The organism is Devosia sp. (assembly GCF_030689745.1).
Classification (GTDB): domain Bacteria; phylum Pseudomonadota; class Alphaproteobacteria; order Rhizobiales; family Devosiaceae; genus Devosia; species Devosia alba.
Window position 1 is genome coordinate 1 of record NZ_JAUYGL010000067.1, and the last position, 15,114, is coordinate 15,114.

Annotated in this window: 16 protein-coding genes; 11 read left to right on the forward strand and 5 right to left on the reverse strand. The window is 62.8% G+C overall.

The genetic code is table 11. The features are described 5' to 3' along the window. Positions 1 to 141: 141 nt before the first annotated feature. Positions 142 to 402, reverse strand: coding sequence for a hypothetical protein (locus Q8O80_RS05810; RefSeq protein ID WP_305577885.1), 261 nt, complete (start codon positions 400 to 402; stop codon positions 142 to 144). A 156-nt stretch (positions 403 to 558) separates the two neighbouring features. Here Q8O80_RS05810 and Q8O80_RS05815 point away from each other — a divergent pair, with 156 nt between their 5' ends. The 4 genes from Q8O80_RS05815 to Q8O80_RS05830 are packed head-to-tail and all read left to right on the forward strand — an operon-like array spanning position 559 to position 4,532. Next, positions 559 to 1,449 carry a LysR family transcriptional regulator gene (locus Q8O80_RS05815; RefSeq protein WP_305577887.1) on the forward strand — a complete coding sequence of 297 codons (891 nt, stop codon included), beginning with the start codon at positions 559 to 561 and terminating at the stop codon, positions 1,447 to 1,449. A 30-nt stretch (positions 1,450 to 1,479) separates the two neighbouring features. Next, positions 1,480 to 3,111: an exodeoxyribonuclease VII large subunit gene (xseA, locus tag Q8O80_RS05820; RefSeq protein ID WP_371136120.1), complete on the forward strand. Its 1,632-nt coding sequence runs from the start codon at positions 1,480 to 1,482 to the stop codon at positions 3,109 to 3,111. 48 nt (positions 3,112 to 3,159) lie between these two features. Further along, complete coding sequence (locus Q8O80_RS05825; RefSeq protein WP_305577891.1) at positions 3,160 to 3,381, forward strand: DUF2093 domain-containing protein; 222 nt, start codon at positions 3,160 to 3,162, stop codon at positions 3,379 to 3,381. After that, positions 3,381 to 4,532, forward strand: coding sequence for a hypothetical protein (locus tag Q8O80_RS05830; protein ID WP_305577893.1), 1,152 nt, complete (start codon positions 3,381 to 3,383; stop codon positions 4,530 to 4,532). The genes Q8O80_RS05825 and Q8O80_RS05830 overlap by 1 nt, the downstream gene beginning before the upstream one ends. Positions 4,533 to 4,548: 16 nt before the next feature. Here Q8O80_RS05830 and Q8O80_RS05835 read toward each other — a convergent pair whose 3' ends face one another. Both Q8O80_RS05835 and Q8O80_RS05840 read right to left on the reverse strand, forming a co-directional pair. Beyond that, positions 4,549 to 4,794, reverse strand: coding sequence for a DUF4170 domain-containing protein (locus Q8O80_RS05835; protein ID WP_305577894.1), 246 nt, complete (start codon positions 4,792 to 4,794; stop codon positions 4,549 to 4,551). 4 nt (positions 4,795 to 4,798) lie between these two features. Then, entirely contained in the window at positions 4,799 to 5,650 is an 852-nt protein-coding gene (locus Q8O80_RS05840) for a 3'(2'),5'-bisphosphate nucleotidase CysQ (protein ID WP_305577895.1), read from the reverse strand. A gap of 288 nt (positions 5,651 to 5,938) precedes the next feature. Between Q8O80_RS05840 and Q8O80_RS05845 the strand changes: the two genes are divergently transcribed. Next, a complete protein-coding gene (locus tag Q8O80_RS05845; protein WP_305577913.1) occupies positions 5,939 to 6,433 on the forward strand; it encodes a DUF6101 family protein in 495 nt (164 codons plus the stop codon). Between the two features lie 129 nt (positions 6,434 to 6,562). On the opposite strand, the gene ubiA is transcribed toward Q8O80_RS05845, so the two are convergent. After that, positions 6,563 to 7,507: a 4-hydroxybenzoate octaprenyltransferase gene (gene ubiA, locus Q8O80_RS05850; RefSeq protein WP_305577897.1), complete on the reverse strand. Its 945-nt coding sequence runs from the start codon at positions 7,505 to 7,507 to the stop codon at positions 6,563 to 6,565. Positions 7,508 to 7,794: 287 nt separating this feature from the next. Between ubiA and Q8O80_RS05855 the strand changes: the two genes are divergently transcribed. The 5 genes from Q8O80_RS05855 (at position 7,795) to Q8O80_RS05875 (ending at position 13,032) form a co-directional block, all read left to right on the forward strand. After that, the gene (locus tag Q8O80_RS05855) at positions 7,795 to 8,535 is read left to right on the forward strand and encodes a 16S rRNA (uracil(1498)-N(3))-methyltransferase (RefSeq protein WP_305577899.1); all 741 of its coding nucleotides are present in this window, start codon (positions 7,795 to 7,797) and stop codon (positions 8,533 to 8,535) included. A 73-nt stretch (positions 8,536 to 8,608) separates the two neighbouring features. After that, positions 8,609 to 9,979, forward strand: coding sequence for a glutamate--cysteine ligase (locus tag Q8O80_RS05860; RefSeq protein ID WP_305577901.1), 1,371 nt, complete (start codon positions 8,609 to 8,611; stop codon positions 9,977 to 9,979). 279 nt (positions 9,980 to 10,258) lie between these two features. Next, positions 10,259 to 11,533 (forward strand): phosphoribosylamine--glycine ligase, encoded by a 1,275-nt coding sequence (gene purD / locus Q8O80_RS05865; RefSeq protein ID WP_305577903.1) that lies wholly within the window; start codon positions 10,259 to 10,261, stop codon positions 11,531 to 11,533. A gap of 142 nt (positions 11,534 to 11,675) precedes the next feature. Then, positions 11,676 to 12,548: a patatin-like phospholipase family protein gene (locus Q8O80_RS05870; RefSeq protein ID WP_305577905.1), complete on the forward strand. Its 873-nt coding sequence runs from the start codon at positions 11,676 to 11,678 to the stop codon at positions 12,546 to 12,548. A gap of 115 nt (positions 12,549 to 12,663) precedes the next feature. Beyond that, on the forward strand, positions 12,664 to 13,032 hold the full coding sequence (locus Q8O80_RS05875; RefSeq protein ID WP_305577907.1) for a DoxX family protein: 369 nt from the start codon (positions 12,664 to 12,666) through the stop codon (positions 13,030 to 13,032). A gap of 16 nt (positions 13,033 to 13,048) precedes the next feature. On the opposite strand, the gene Q8O80_RS05880 is transcribed toward Q8O80_RS05875, so the two are convergent. After that, complete coding sequence (locus Q8O80_RS05880; RefSeq protein ID WP_305577909.1) at positions 13,049 to 13,507, reverse strand: nucleoside deaminase; 459 nt, start codon at positions 13,505 to 13,507, stop codon at positions 13,049 to 13,051. Between the two features lie 90 nt (positions 13,508 to 13,597). Between Q8O80_RS05880 and mutL the strand changes: the two genes are divergently transcribed. Further along, positions 13,598 to 15,114, forward strand: a 1,517-nt coding sequence (gene mutL / locus Q8O80_RS05885; RefSeq protein WP_305577911.1) for a DNA mismatch repair endonuclease MutL, incomplete at its 3' end; no start/stop codon positions are given.

The window sequence follows — 15,114 nt, forward strand, 5'->3', positions numbered from 1 at the left end:
TGCGAGGCACGGTCCGGCAAGTCATCAGGAAACTGGATCGGCGGCAAAACCGACCCAGGAGATGGCACGAGCTCGCAACGACGATCCGTACCAACCGGTGTCACCGAGCGCTCCGCTCCGCGAAAACTTGTTCAGGCTGGCCTAAAGACGGGCGTTGCGGGCCCGGGCGGCATTGAGCACATGCTCGGTGCCGGCATAGCGCGGCGCCTTGATCGCGGCCTGAATATCGGCGCGCGTAATGCCCAGATCGGCGAGACGGGCCTGATCGAGTTCAAGCATGGTTGTCAGGGCATTGCGACGGGCGCGCGCCGCTTTCGCCTGGGCGACCCAGCGCGTAAACGCGGCAAATGGACGGTGCGAGGCGGCCGCAAGTGACCGCTCGCTGAACAGCGAGATAGCCATGATATGTCTCCAGACAATGTGGTGTGCCGAGCGCGGGGCCGGCGGTGCGGGCGCCGTGTAGTCTGGTGCCTGTGATCAATGAATACGCCTCTGGACATTCATTCGTCTAACAAATAGATTTTATCTAATTCATCAATTTGAGTGATGTGAGGGGCTATGGCCGCACCGCTTGATCTGGACCAGCTGCAAAGCTTCTGTGCCATTGCCGATTGCGGCAGCTTCACCGAGGCGGCGCGGCGGGTCAACAAGACCCAGTCGGCCGTCTCCATGCAGATCAAGCGGCTCGAAGAGCGGCTGGGGCAGTCTTTGTTGGCTCGCGACGGCCGCAGCGTGACGCTGACCGTGCATGGCGAGGCGCTCTATGCCCGCGCACGCAAGATGCTGCGCACCAATGCCGAGATCATGGACCACTTCTCCGATGGCGTATTGGCGGGGTCGATCCGCTTCGGCGTGCCGGACGACTATGCGGTGCGGCTGCTGCCCGTCATTCTGTCGAGCTTTCAGCGCACCCATCCCAAGATCGCCGTGGATGTCGCCTGCATGGCCTCGGAAGAGCTGCTGAACGGTATGCGGGTCGGGCGCTATGACCTGATCGTTTTCACCCAGGGCACCGAACAGAATTACGGGGAGCTGTTCCGCACCGAGAAGATGCACTGGGTGACGTCGCATGGCGGACGGGCTCTCGCCAGCGAGCCGATAGCCATTGCCTGCGGTCCGTCATGCTGCATCTGGCGCAAGGACGCGCTCGAAGCCCTCGATCGCACCGGCAAGGACTATCGCATTGCCTATACGTCCTCGAACGCCACGGCGATTTCGAGCGCGGTGCTGTCGGATCTGGCTATCGGCTTTCTACCCGAAAGCGCACTGCAGCCGGGCATGCGGGTGATCAATGACGATGTCGGCCTGCCGCGGCTGGGCGATGCGCAGATCGCCCTGATGCGAGCCAGCCACGCCTATGGCGGCATCTATGACGCGCTGGCCAGCCATATCGTGCAATCGATGGGCAATCTCGAAACCGCCCTGCCCGACGCAGAAGCTGCGGAGTAAGCCGGCTCGGGTCTTGACCTGCCCGGGCCGATGTCGCACCAAGTCGATATGGCCGATCCTCTTACCAATGCCGCCGAATTCAGCGTCAGCGAAATCGCTCAGGCGGTCAAACGCACCGTCGAGGACGAATTTGGCCATGTGCGGGTGCGCGGCGAAATTTCCGGCTTTCGCGGCCAGCACTCGTCGGGCCACGCCTATTTCACCCTGAAGGATGAAAACGCGGCTATCGACGCGGTCGTGTGGAAGGGCAATTACAGCAAGCTGACCTTCAAACCCCAGGAAGGGCTCGAAGTCATCGCCACCGGGCGCCTGACCACCTTCCCACGCTCGTCCAAATATCAGATCGTTATCGACAATATCGAACCAGCCGGGGCCGGCGCGCTGATGGCACTGCTCGAAGAGCGCAAGCGCAAGCTGCAGGCTGAAGGGCTGTTTGCGCGTGAACGCAAAAGACCCCTGCCCTATCTGCCACGAGTGATTGGCGTCATCACCTCACCCACGGGCGCGGTGATCCGCGATATCCTGCACCGCCTGGCCGATCGTTTTCCCAGCCACGTCATGGTGTGGCCCGTACGCGTACAGGGCGAGACTTGCGCGACCGAAGTCGCCGCCGCCATTGAGGGCTTTAATGCCATGCTGCCCGGCGGGGCCATGCCGCGACCCGATCTGCTGATTGTGGCGCGGGGTGGCGGTTCAATCGAAGACCTGTGGGGCTTCAACGAAGAAGCTGTGGTGCGGGCCGTCGCCGCCAGCGGCATTCCGATTATTTCAGCGGTCGGGCATGAGACCGACACCACCTTGATCGACTACGCCGCCGACATGCGCGCGCCCACACCGACGGCCGCCGCCGAAGCCGCCGTGCCCGTGCGAACCGAACTGATCGGCTATGTCGATGATCTGGGGGGCCGCCAGCGCCAAGCCACGCGACGGGTTACCGCGACGGCACGGGACCGCTTGCGTGCTGCCGTGGCCGGCCTGCCACGGGCGAGCGATCTGGTGGCGCTGCAACGCCAGCGGCTCGACTACGCCGCCGCCAATTTGCTGGGCAATTTGCGCCATTCGGTGCAGTCATCGCGCGTGCATTTCTCGCGGCTTGATTCCCGATTTGCGCCGCGCCTGCTGCATGGCCAACGCCAGGAGGGCACCGAGCGGTTGCGCAATTTGTCGTTGCGCGCGGAAACGGGATTGCGCAAGACCGTGGATCGCACCCGCCTCACTTTTGATCCGCGCGCCGCGCTGCTGGGAACGGCGATAGCGCGGCTGCTCGAACGCAAGCAGGCCCAGTGGCTGGGTGTCGGGCACAAAATCTCGCCAGTGGCACTGCGGACTGAATTGCGCCACGCGCGCAGCCTGTTGACGCCAATGTCGTCGCGGCTGCGCAGTGGCATGACAGTGCGCTTGAGTGACTGCCGCAAGGCGCTGAGCCAAGCCGACAAGATGCTGGCGTCGCTGAGCTACAGAAACGTGCTGGCGCGCGGCTACGCCGTCATAAAGGACGCCGACGGTAATCTGGTCCAGGAACGGGCCGGACTCAGCCCCGGCGATGCGGTGGCCATCGAATTTGCTGACGGCGCAGTCGCGGCAACAATTGCTGGTAGTCCGGTAATCAAGAAAAAGCCACGTGGCCAACAGGATAATGGCAGTCAGGAAAGCCTCTTTTGATCCGCAGCATTGGGCGCTATATCGATACCTAGTTTAAGGACTTTCATGATGAACCTTTTCGACAAGGGCCTGGGGCCCACCGAAGCGGTGATCCGTTATCTTGATGGCGATTACGTCGTCCTCAAGCCGGGCAGTTTTGCCCGTTGCGCCATCACCGGCAAGCCGATTCCTCTTGATGAACTATTTTACTGGAACGTCGATCGTCAGGAAGCCTATGCCGACGCAGCCGCGGCGCATACGGCGTTCGCCCGGTTTGGCCTGGACGCCTGATGGTGCCGGAAGCGTCTGTCCGCCGCCGTCGTTTCCTCTTCATATCCAATGGTCACGGCGAAGACTGGATTGCCGCGGCCATTATTGCGCGCCTGCCAAAAACCATTGAAGTTGAAGCCTATCCGATGATCGGCGCTGGCAATGCCTTTACCGGGATCTGTCCGATTGTCGGGCCCCGCGCTACGCTGGCCTCTGAAGGCTGGCGCAATGTCAAAGGCTCACTGCAACGCGACCTGGCCAATGGCGGGCTGAAGACCGTGCCACCAGCCCTGCGTTTCTTGCGCAGGATCCGCGGCAAATATGAGCGCGTTATCGTGGTGGGTGATGTCACCGGTGTGCTGGCGGCCTATGCCACCGGACATCGCGATCTGATCTATCTGGACGTCTACAAGACCGGCGCGGCGCGGCTGTATTCGGCCGCCGAGCGATTTGTCATCAAACGCGCCTGCAGGACGGTGTTCTGTCGGGCCGACAGCCTGGCGCAATCGCTGGAGAGTGTCGGCGTTGATGCCCGCTCGGCCGGCAATGTGATGATGGATACGGTTCCCCATGGCAATTACGACGCCCAGGCTCGTCGCAGCCGACGGCTGGGTGTGACGCTGCTGCCAGGCAGCCGCGCGTTGACCGCCGAGAGTTTTGAGCTGCAGATAGATGCCCTGCGCACCCTGCCGATCGATGAGCGGCCCGATATCTTTCTGGCCGTAGCCGGCGGTATCAATATTGACGATCTGGCCAAAAAGACCGGGTTGCGGCGCAGCCATATGCTGAGCGCGGAATCAGATGATCTGGGCGAGTTGACCGATGGCGAACTGACCGTGCAGATGGCGCGGGGTGGGGCGATGGGCAATCTGCTGGAGGCGTCCGATCTGGTGCTGTCGCAGGCCGGTACGGCAACCGTCCAAGCGCTGGGGCTGGGCAGACCGGCGGTGACCTTCGTCAACCAACGCGACCGCCGCTCGCGGTTCAACGATGAGCAGAAGCTGTTTGGTGATGCGCGCACCGTGGTGTCCGCAGATGCCGGGGCCATCGGCGCCGCACTGCGTAACCTGCTGGGGGACGACGAGGAGCGGCGGCGGCAGGCCAATATCGGCCGCCAACGGATTGGCGGCCCGGGCGCGATGCAGGCAATTCTGGACGTGCTCGAGACCTGACTGAGGCCCCGCTCCGTTACTTCTTGTCGGACTGCGGGTCGAGCAGACGGTGCAGGTGCACAATGAAATAGCGTGTCTGGGCGCTATCGACGGTCATCTGTGCCTTCTGCTTCCAGGCGACGAGCGCCGCAGCATAGTTCGGATACAGTCCCACAATGTCGACCTTGTCGAGATCGGCGAAGGTTATGCCTTCGATACTGGACAGTTCGCCGCCGATCACCAGGTGCAGCAATTGTTCTTGGGGGACGTTCTTATCAGCCATCGGTTCAGATCCGTTCATCGGTGGAAGTTTGCGATACGGCGGACGCTTCATCGGCAGGGCAGCCATAGACCGTGATCAGCGCCGCATGGAGCAGGGGTTTTAGGCTCATGTCGCCCAGCGCCGCAAGCGCCCCGTGGCGGACATCGCGTTTGTTGAAGCGGGGGAACCCACAGCAGACATCGGCAATATCGATGCCGCACTCGTCCAGAATGACCGTTGCGGCGGCGATATCCCAGTCCTGACTGCCGCGGCGGCTGACCACGGCATCGAGCGTGCCGGTGGCCACCTGGACCAGCCGATAGGCCAGGGAAGGATAATAGGGGCCACGCGTATAATTGAGTCCGGCATCCTGCAATTGTTGATGCACAGCACCAGCGGCGGGAATGACCGGGGGCGAGCCGGGACGGCGGCGGCGCCGGATGGGCTGGCCATTGAGCCGGGCGCCGCCTCCCCTGACCGCCTCATAGAGTTCGTCGCGCATGGGGGCGTAAACGACCCCGGCCACAGCGACCCCGTTTTCCACCACCGCCAGACACACCGTCCAGCTATCCTCACCGCGCAGGAAGCCACGCGTCCCGTCGATCGGATCGACCACGAACACGCGCTCGCAATTCAATCGTGAAGGATTGTCCGTGGTTTCTTCGCTCAACCAGCCATAGGTCGGGCGCGCCTGCAGCAGCGTCGCGGCCAGATAGCGATCCACCAGGATGTCGGCTTCGCTTACCGGAGAGGCATTTTCCTTGTTCCAGCTCTTTACATCACGCCTGAAGAAGCCAGTGGCAATGATGCCCGCTGCCACCGCGGCAGTGCGGAGCAGTTCAAGATCGTCGGCGTGGGAGGTGGGCGGAACGGGCATATTCCGGGCCTTTTAGGCTTGCCCCGGAGTTTGGACAAGGGGGGCTCGGCGCGCCATCGCCAGCGCGCCAAATGTGGCAGCGTTAACAGCCCCACACCGGGCGGGGTTAACCGGGTGCTACTGGGTGCAACGTCCTGCTAACCCTCTCGAAAAACAAGATAAACTTAACCCAACCGATTAAGGAGCCAGGTAAGTTCGCCGGGTATGTTGAGCCTACAAAAGAGAGCACCAAAAATCAGCTCTCGAGGTTGACAGGAAGGCGAATTCACAATGGTTCATGGTTTTGCGATGGAAGGATCGTCGGTCGTCCTGGCATTCGGCAAGCCCGCAGTAGCGGAGCGCCGGTTTGTTGCCGCCAACGACAACGGCCCCCGGGACCCGGTTAAAACGGTCACGATCCGCCGCATGCTTGAACAGAGCGGCGTGGCGATCAAGATCAAGGTGCCGGTCACCGAGTTCATCGGTGTTGCCGTGGCAACGGCGCTGTCGGAAGACGGCGTGCTGACCAGTTCGATCGAGCTGGTCCATTCCGACAGCGCGCTGAACTACCGCGTGTTCGAAGAAGAGGGCAATCACAGTGTCGTCGCTGAATGGCAGAACTGGGGCAAGAAGCTGCGCCTGCCGCTGTTCATCAAGGCCGGCGACGGCGCCTATATGCCCTATAGCCAGCAGGTCGATGGCGTCATGGTCGGCAATAGTCAGAGCCGCCGCAAGCTGGTTGCCGAAGCTGGTCGCCGCCCGCGTTTTCTCAACCGCCGCAAGCCCGGCCAGCTCGACGCCTGAGTTTTTCTACACCTCCAGGTGACGTCAAAAAGGGTTGACCGGTGGTGCGGTCAACCCTTTTGGCATTAGCACAATGTTAACATTGAGCACCACTTTTGTAACCAGAACAGCGCCTGAGGCGAACGCTGGCTACCACACCCAGTCGGCCAGCATGGCCAGCACCAGCGCGATGCCGACATAGTGGTTGGATTTGAACCGGGCCAGTGCATTGCCCTCGACTTCGGCGTCGAGGGTCTGCACCTGCCAGGCCAACAGGCCGGCGGCTACCAGTGAGAACACGGCAAAGACGATACCGGCCCCGGCCAGGGTGGCGGCAGCGAGCCACAGCACATAGGCAGCGGCATAGAACCCCGACACGATCAGACGCGCCTTGCTGCCAAACAGCAGGGCAGTGGATTTGACGCCGATCAGTGCGTCGTCCTCCACATCCTGCAGCGCGTAGATCGTGTCATAGCCGATGACCCAGAGGATGGTGCCGAAATAGGCGAGCAGCGCCGGCATGGCCAGGCCGGCGGTCTGTGAACTCCAGCCGACCAGCGCGCCATAGGAGAAGGCCAAGCCGAGGAATAGCTGGGGCCACCAGGTGATGCGCTTCATGAATGGATAGATCGCCACCAGAACCAGCGAGGCCACCCCGGCCAGCACGGTGAAGCGATTGAACTGGAACAGCACGACCGAGGCCAGCAGGGCCTGGGCGACAAGAAAAGCCAGCGCATCGCGGCTGGTGACGGCCCCCGAGGGTATCGGCCGCGAGCGGGTGCGGGCGACCTGCATGTCGATGTCGCGATCAACAATATCGTTGAAGGTGCAACCGGCGCCGCGCATCAGCACCGCGCCAATCAGCATCAGAATGGCCGCCGGAAAATCAAAGCCGCGTTCCGGCGTGGCGATTGCCGCCAATCCCAGGCCCCAGGTGCAGGGCCAGAACAGCAGCCAGAAGCCGATGGGCCTGTCCCAGCGCGCCAGCCGCGCATAGGGCTTGAGCCAATCGGGGAAGTAGAGATCAACCCAATTGCCCGATTGGGCATCGGCGACGGTGTCGGGGGCAGATGAGGGCTGATTGCTTTCGGACATGGTGCCACGACCTTCTTTAGAGTCGACGAAATCGTGCAGGATCGGCCTGCCACGACCTCGTCCTTCGACAAGCTCAGGATGAGGTCTACTGTGTTCGCCACATTTAGAGTAGACCTCATGGTGACCGCAATTGTCTCAGTCGACACCTCCTCCTGGCGGGGACGGATCAAGGGCGGGGGCGGTTTGGCCCCTATATCGTGGCTTCCGTCACCCCTCCCAGCCTCCCTCATCAAGGGGAGGTGCCGGCCGGTGGCTGCGGAAGAATTGTGCATAAAACTGGAACTCCCATGCCCCGCAATCATGCCAATCTGCCGCGCCTTTATGTTGAACCCGATCTGGCCGCTGGCGGCCAGCTGACGCTGGGCAAGGAGCAGTCGCTGTATCTGGCGGCCGTGCTGCGCAAGAGCGTGGGCGATGAGGTGGTGCTGTTCAATGGGCGGGATGGTGCCTGGCGCTGCGCGCTGACCAGCGATTCCAAGAAGTCGGTGGGGCTCGAACTGATCGAGCAGATCGCCGAACAGACGCCGGTTTCGGATCTCTGGTATGGTTTTGCACCGCTGAAAAGCGAACGTCTCGACTATGTGATCCAGAAGGCGGTCGAAATGGGCGTGGGCACCATTCAGCCGGTACTGACCCGTCGCACCCAGGTCAGCCGTCTCAAGCATGAGCGGCTGGTGGCCAATGCCATTGAGGCGGCCGAACAATGCGAAGTCCTCAGCGTTCCCCGCGTTGAGCCGGAAATTACCCTGGAACGCCTGCTCGATGGCTGGCCGGTCGAGCGACAGCTGATCGTGGCTGACGAAGGCGCGGCGTCTGCCTCGCCGGTCGAGGCGGTGAGCGCGCTGAGAGGTAAGCCGGTAGGCCTGCTGATTGGGCCTGAAGGTGGATTTTCCGAGGAGGAACGGGTAAAATTGCTCGGCTTGCCTTATGTGGTGCCGATTAGCCTGGGTCCCCGCATCTTGCGCGCCGACACGGCAGCGGTGGCCGCCTTGGCGGTAATTCAAGCAATCATCGGCGATTGGCGATAAAAGGCGATTGCATTCGGCTTGCGCGGCGCTATGTTCCGCCCATCATTTTCCCCTCCTAGACCGAGGATACTTCATGGCCGGCGCCGATAGCTACAGCCCTCTGATCGAATCGCGTGCCGACCTGATTGAGGCTATGGCGCGCGGGTGCAAACCCGAGAGCGAATGGCGCATTGGCACCGAACACGAAAAGCATGTGTTCCACACCAATCCGCTGCGGCCAGTGGCCTATGAGGGTCCCAATGGCATTCGCGCCCTGCTGGAGGGCATCCAGGCAGAGACCGGCTGGCATCCATTCTATGATGGCGACAATGTCATCGGCCTGCGCAATGACGAGATCGCGGGCGGGATTTCGCTGGAGCCCGGCGGGCAGTTCGAACTGTCGGGATCGCCGCAAATCGACCTGCACGCCTCAGCGGCCGAGTTGGCCGACCATATGGCGGTCAGCAAGAAGGTCGCCGGCCCGCTCGACATCCATTTCCTGGGCCTGGGCGTTACGCCGTTGTGGTCGGTCGAGGAAATCTGCTCGATGCCCAAATCACGCTACGCCATCATGAAACCCTATATGGAAAAGGTCGGCTCGCTGGGCACCTCGATGATGTTCCGCTCGGCGACGGTGCAGGCCAATCTGGATTTTTCCAGTGAAGCCGACATGGTCAAGAAGCTGCGCGTAGCGGTAGCCTTGCAGCCGGTCGCCACCGCGCTGTTTGCCAATTCCCCGTTCGCTGATGGCCGCGACACCGGCTATCTCAGCTTTCGCAGCCACATCTGGCTCAACACCGATGACGCGCGCACCGGCATGCTGCCTTTCGCCTTTGAGGAAGGCTTTGGCTTCGAGCAATATGCCGACTACGCGTTGGATGTGCCGATGTATTTCGTGGTCCGCGATGGTGACTATGTCAATGTGGCTGGCGAGAGCTTCCGGGCCTTCCTGCGCGGCGAACTGAGCCAGTTGCCGGGCGAAAAACCCACCATCAAGGATTGGGAAGACCACCTTTCGACGATTTTCCCCGAAGTGCGCCTCAAGCAGTTCCTGGAAATGCGCGGCGGCGATATGGGCGACGAAAAATCGGTGACGGCGCTGTCAGCGTTCTGGACCGGGTTGCTGTACGACGCCGTATCGCTTGAAGCCGCCTATGAGTTGATCGCGCCATGGACCCAGTCGGAGCGCGAGGATATGCGCCACGAGGTACCGCGACTGGGACTGATGACGCCGTTTGACCGGACCAATGTCTATGATTTTGCGGCCCAGGCGGTGGGCATCGCCCAGGCCGGTCTGGTCCGCCGCAATCGCCTGAACGCAATGGGTGAGGATGAGACCATACATCTGGCGCCGCTGGAAGAAACCATCCGCCTGTCAAAATCCCCGGCGGAGCGCTGGCTCGACAAGTTCCATGGCGAATGGAATGGCGACCTCAGCCGGATCTTTACCGAAGCCGAGATGTAGCTGCCCACTGCTATGATGAGGTAACTGAGCGATCCAGAGGGTCCGGCGAGGGATTGTTCCCACGAAGCTCCCCGTGGCCTTCCCTCCCCCTTGTGGGGAGGGTGGCCCCGAAGGGGTCGGGTGGGGATATCCCGCCGCAGATCCAGTGCCCGTCATACCCCCACCCGTGATCCCTCCCCACAAGGGGGAGGGAGACGACTGCGCTATCTCGAACAACAAATCCTTGCCTCTCCCTTTGCCTTCGTGCATCACGCGCACAACAAGCGCGGAGGGCATGACATGCGGGTTCTGGTGATCGGTTCGGGTGGGCGCGAGCATGCGCTGGCATGGAAAATCGCCCAGTCGCCGCAGTTGAGCAAGCTGTTCATTGCCCCAGGGAATGGCGGGACGGGCGCGGTCGCCGAGAATGTGGCACTCGACATTACCGATCACGCTGCTGTCGTGGCTTTTTGCCAAGCCCAAAAAATCGACTTCGTGGTGGTCGGTCCCGATGCCCAGGTCGTGGCCGGGCTGGGCGACGACGTGCGGGCCGCGGGGTTTGACTGTTTCTGCCCATCCAGGGCAGCGGGCCAGCTCGAAGGGTCCAAGGGCTTTACCAAGGCACTGTGCGACGAGATGGGCATCCCCACCGCGGCCTATGGGCGCTTTGATACCGAAGCGGCGGCGCTGGCCTATCTCTATACGCAAGGCGCCCCTATCGTGATCAAGGCTGACGGGCTGGCCGCCGGCAAGGGCGTCACGGTGGCAATGAGCGTGGACGAAGCCGAAGCCGCGATCATCGATTGCTTTGCCGGGGCTTTTGGCCAGGCCGGCGCAGAAGTGGTGATCGAGGAATTCATGGAGGGCGAAGAGGTCAGCCTGTTCGTGCTGTGCGACGGCACCGACATTCTGCCGCTGACCACCGCCCAGGACCACAAGCGCGCCTTTGACGGCGATACCGGCCCCAATACGGGCGGCATGGGTGCCTATTCCCCTGCCCCGGTGATGACCCAGGAGATCTATCAGGAAACCCTCGACCGGGTGATCTGGCCCACGGTCAGGGGTCTTGCCGCGCGCGGCACACCTTATCAGGGCGTGCTCTATGCCGGGCTGATGCTGACGGCGACGGGGCCGCGCCTGGTGGAATACAATGCCCGCTTTGGTGACCCGGAAACCCAGGTGATGATGCTGCGCATGGAGAGCGACGTCCTGCCGTTGCTGCACGCCACAGCAACCGGCACGCTGGCGGGGCACGACGTGGTCTGGAAGAACCAATATGCCCTGACCGTCATCATGGCGACCAAGGGCTATCCGGGCAGCTACGCCAAGGGCTCGGTGATCAATGGAGTGGAAAATGCCGGCTCCGCGCATGTTCAAGTGTTCCACGCGGGAACGCGGCGCGATGGCCTGCGTTTACTTGCTGAGGGCGGACGCGTGCTTAACGTGACCGCGCTGGGCTCTAGTGTCCGGGAGGCACAGCAGCGTGCTTACGCAGGCGTGGACAAAATTGACTGGCCCGAAGGCTTCTGCCGCCGCGATATCGGCTGGCGCGAGCTTGCCCGCACCGGTCTCTGAACCTTTCCTCAACCTAAGTACGCTAGGCTTGGGCAAGACAGTCTTTGACCAGACACCGTCGCCCCGTCCGCTGACTCCGCTGCAAATACGCGGCCAAGCCTTCGCCGACCGTCTGCGCAACAAGGGCAAGGAGCGGGACGCGATGAGCACGATTTCAGGGCCAAGAATTGGCATCGCACTGGGCGGCGGCTCGGCGCGCGGACTGACCCATATTCCCTATATTGAAGCCATGGATGAACTCGGGCTGCGGCCGACGGTTATTTCGGGCACCTCGATCGGCGCCTTGATCGGCGCCGGCTGGGCGGCGGGCATGACGGGCAAGGAACTACGCGAGCACTCCTTTTCAGTGCTGGGCACGATGCGCACCATCGCCACCAAGCTGTGGGCGATCCAGTTGCGCGGTCTGGGCGGCATTCTCAAGAATGGCATTTCCATGCAGCTCGATGCCAGCAGCATTGTCGACAGCTTCATTCCCGAGGGGTTCCCGCTCGAGTTCAAGGATCTCAAGATCCCGCTCTATGTGGTGGCTACCGATTTCCAAAGCTGGCACCAGGTGGTGTTCAATTCGGGCGCGCTGCGGCCCGCCATCGCCGGCTCGATCGCCATACCGAGCCTGTTCAAGCCGGTGACCTATGCCAACCACATCCTGGTCGATGGCGGGGTGGTCAATCCGCTGCCGCTCGACCAGGCTGATATCGGCACCGATTTCCTGATCGGCATCGACGTCAATGGCGACCCGTCCCAAGGCATAGCCAAGACCGATCACAAGGCGCTCGACCTGTGGTTCGGCTCAGCCCAGATCATGATGCATTCGCTGACGGCGCATATGATGGCGGCCTATCCGCCCGACATCTATATAAGGCCGCATGTCGCCAATTTCGGCGCGCTGGAATTCTGGCGCGTGCGCGAAATCGTGTCCCATGGCGAGGCCGAGAAGGACCGGTTCAAGCGCATTCTGGCCCAGAAGATCGAAGACTATATCCAGGATCGGTTGCCTGCAGCCGGAGTCAGGTAGCCCGGCTAAAACGCCCTCGCTCGCCAATGGGATCATTGGGGTATGTCGAAGCCGACGCCCCTTGTTCGTCGTGGTGCTGAGGCAGCATTCACGCTGCCCATGAAAGGGGTCGATCATGGTACTGGCGGGCTGGATTTTGAGCGGGTTGCTCATCGTGTTTATTCTGGGGGCATCGGTCGCACCCAAACTACTTCGGCTACAGGTGGCCATCGAACCGCTGACCGTGGTCGGCTGGCCGATCAAGTACATGCTGCTGATCGGCTGCATCGAGCTGGCCTGCATGGCGCTCTATGCGTTTCCCCGCACAGCCCTGCTCGGGGCCGTTCTGATGACCGGACTGCTGAGCGCCGCGCTGGCCGCCAATCTGCGGGTCGATAATCCGCTGTTCAGCCATACCCTGTTCGGCATCTATTTCGGCGTGGCGATGTGGGTGGCGCTGTGGCTGCGTGACCCGAAAATCCGTGATGTGTTTCCGCTGAGCTGACCGGAACGGCGCAGGCTCAGCCGCGCCGCAGCGCGCGGAAGAAATCCTTGAGCATGGTTTCGGCGCGTTCAGCGCCGATGCCGCCGATCACTTCGGGCTGGTGGTGGCAGGTGGGCTGGTCGAACAGGCGTATGCCGTTTTCCACCGCCCCGGCCTTGGGATCCTCGGCAGCAAAATAGACCCGCCGCAGCCGCGTATGCGCAATGGCGCCGGCGCACATGGCGCAGGGCTCCAGCGTCACATAGAGATCGCAGCCATCGAGCCTGCCGGTGCCGCGCCTGGCCAGCGCGGCACGCATGGCCAGCAATTCGGCGTGGGCGGTGGGATCATTGAGCGCCTTCATACGGTTGCGCTCGGCGGCCAGCACGATATTGCCTTCCATGATGACGGCGCCGACGGGGGCTTCACCATTGGCGGCGGCTTCTTCGGCCAGTGCCAGGGCGTGGTTCATCGGGGTGCTGGGCGGCTGGGTCATCCGCTGGTGATACTGGCCGGGGGCAAGTTGCACAAGCGGGTCGGAAAGCGGCGGCTAAACCTCTATATTCGGCACTCAGGAGAATCGCCCGTGCCCATCCGCCAACTGCCCGAAGTTCTGATCAACCGCATCGCCGCTGGCGAGGTGGTGGAGCGGCCTGCCAGCGTGGTCAAGGAACTGGTGGAGAACGCCATCGATGCCGGCGCCAGTCGCATCGTGGTCACCACGGCAGCGGGCGGCAAGAGCCTGCTGCGCATCGAGGATGACGGGCACGGCATGGATCGGGCCGATCTGCTGCTGTCAGTGGAGCGCCACGCCACCTCCAAGCTCGCCAGCGACGACCTTGACGATATCCGGAGCCTCGGCTTTCGCGGCGAGGCGCTGGCATCAATTGGCTCGGTGGCCGAGCTGACCATTTCATCGCGCCCCGCTGATGCCGAGAACGGGTTGCGCATTGAGGTGCGCAATGGCGTGCGCTCGGGGCCGGTGCCACAGGCGCTGAACCGGGGCACCATTGTCGAAGTGAAGAACCTCTTCGCCAATGTCCCGGCGCGGCTCAAATTTCTCAAGACCGATCGCGGTGAATCCGGCGCCATCACCGATGTGCTGAAGCGCCTCGCCATGGCCAATCCCAGCGTGCATTTTGTGCTCAATGGCAGCGACCGCTCGGCGTCGAACTGGCCGGCGGTCACCGGCACCGGCGCCCTGCAGGCCCGGCTGGCGCAGGTGATCGGCGATGATTTCGCGCAGAACGCAGTGACGCTGGCGCATAGCCGGCATGGTGTGGTGGTGGCCGGGATGGCCGGGCTGCCCACCTATACGCGGGCCAATAGTCTGAGCCAGTTCTACTTCGTCAATGGTCGCTCGGTGCGCGACAAGGTGCTGGTGGGCGCGGTGCGGGCCGCCTATGGCGACTATGTCTTCCGCGACCGCTTCCCGGTGGTGGCGCTCTATATTGCCATTGATCCGGCAGAGGTTGACGTCAATGTCCACCCGGCCAAGGCCGAATTGCGCTTCCGCGATGGCGGGGCGGTGCGCAGCGCGGTGATCCGGGCGATTGGCGAGGGGCTGGCGGCCGCCGGGTTCAGGGCCTCAAGCAGTGTGGCCGACGATGTGCTTGGCGCGTTCACGGCGCCGGAGCCGCAGGCCGGTGTCCCATCCTCTGCCGCCTTCCCTTACCGGCCCGCGCAGACAGCAGCGTTCGCCGGCTATGAGCGCGTGTCGGGATCGGGCGGCAGCAACCCGTTCTCGCCCGGCTTTGGCGAGCCGCGCATTGAAGGCCTTGACGGGCCCAGCGCGCGGGTGGAGGCCGAACCGGCCCCGGCGCTGGCCGACTACCCGCTGGGCACGGCGCGGGCGCAGATGTTTGACAATTTCATCATCGCGCAGAATGGCGAGGGCCTGCTGCTGGTCGATCAGCACGCCGCCCATGAGCGGCTGGTCTACGAGGCCATGAAGGAAGCGCTCTATGCCAGGCCGCTGGCCGCGCAGATACTGCTCATCCCCGAAATCGTCGATCTGCCGGAAGAAGACGCCGATCGCATCGCCGCGCAGGCTGAGCTGCTGTCACGCTTCGGCCTCGGCCTGGAACGTTTCGGCCCCGGCGC

Bases quoted from the DNA above. Each gene is read 5' to 3' on its own strand.
- Q8O80_RS05810 (WP_305577885.1), bottom strand. From the start codon at position 402: ATGGCTATCTCGCTGTTCAGCGAGCGGTCACTTGCGGCCGCCTCGCAC.
- Q8O80_RS05815 (WP_305577887.1), top strand. From the start codon at position 559: ATGGCCGCACCGCTTGATCTGGACCAGCTGCAAAGCTTCTGTGCCATT.
- xseA (WP_371136120.1), top strand. From the start codon at position 1,480: ATGTCGCACCAAGTCGATATGGCCGATCCTCTTACCAATGCCGCCGAA.
- Q8O80_RS05825 (WP_305577891.1), top strand. From the start codon at position 3,160: ATGAACCTTTTCGACAAGGGCCTGGGGCCCACCGAAGCGGTGATCCGT.
- Q8O80_RS05830 (WP_305577893.1), top strand. From the start codon at position 3,381: ATGGTGCCGGAAGCGTCTGTCCGCCGCCGTCGTTTCCTCTTCATATCC.
- Q8O80_RS05835 (WP_305577894.1), bottom strand. From the start codon at position 4,794: ATGGCTGATAAGAACGTCCCCCAAGAACAATTGCTGCACCTGGTGATC.
- Q8O80_RS05840 (WP_305577895.1), bottom strand. From the start codon at position 5,650: ATGCCCGTTCCGCCCACCTCCCACGCCGACGATCTTGAACTGCTCCGC.
- Q8O80_RS05845 (WP_305577913.1), top strand. From the start codon at position 5,939: ATGGAAGGATCGTCGGTCGTCCTGGCATTCGGCAAGCCCGCAGTAGCG.
- ubiA (WP_305577897.1), bottom strand. From the start codon at position 7,507: ATGTCCGAAAGCAATCAGCCCTCATCTGCCCCCGACACCGTCGCCGAT.
- Q8O80_RS05855 (WP_305577899.1), top strand. From the start codon at position 7,795: ATGCCCCGCAATCATGCCAATCTGCCGCGCCTTTATGTTGAACCCGAT.
- Q8O80_RS05860 (WP_305577901.1), top strand. From the start codon at position 8,609: ATGGCCGGCGCCGATAGCTACAGCCCTCTGATCGAATCGCGTGCCGAC.
- purD (WP_305577903.1), top strand. From the start codon at position 10,259: ATGCGGGTTCTGGTGATCGGTTCGGGTGGGCGCGAGCATGCGCTGGCA.
- Q8O80_RS05870 (WP_305577905.1), top strand. From the start codon at position 11,676: ATGAGCACGATTTCAGGGCCAAGAATTGGCATCGCACTGGGCGGCGGC.
- Q8O80_RS05875 (WP_305577907.1), top strand. From the start codon at position 12,664: ATGGTACTGGCGGGCTGGATTTTGAGCGGGTTGCTCATCGTGTTTATT.
- Q8O80_RS05880 (WP_305577909.1), bottom strand. From the start codon at position 13,507: ATGACCCAGCCGCCCAGCACCCCGATGAACCACGCCCTGGCACTGGCC.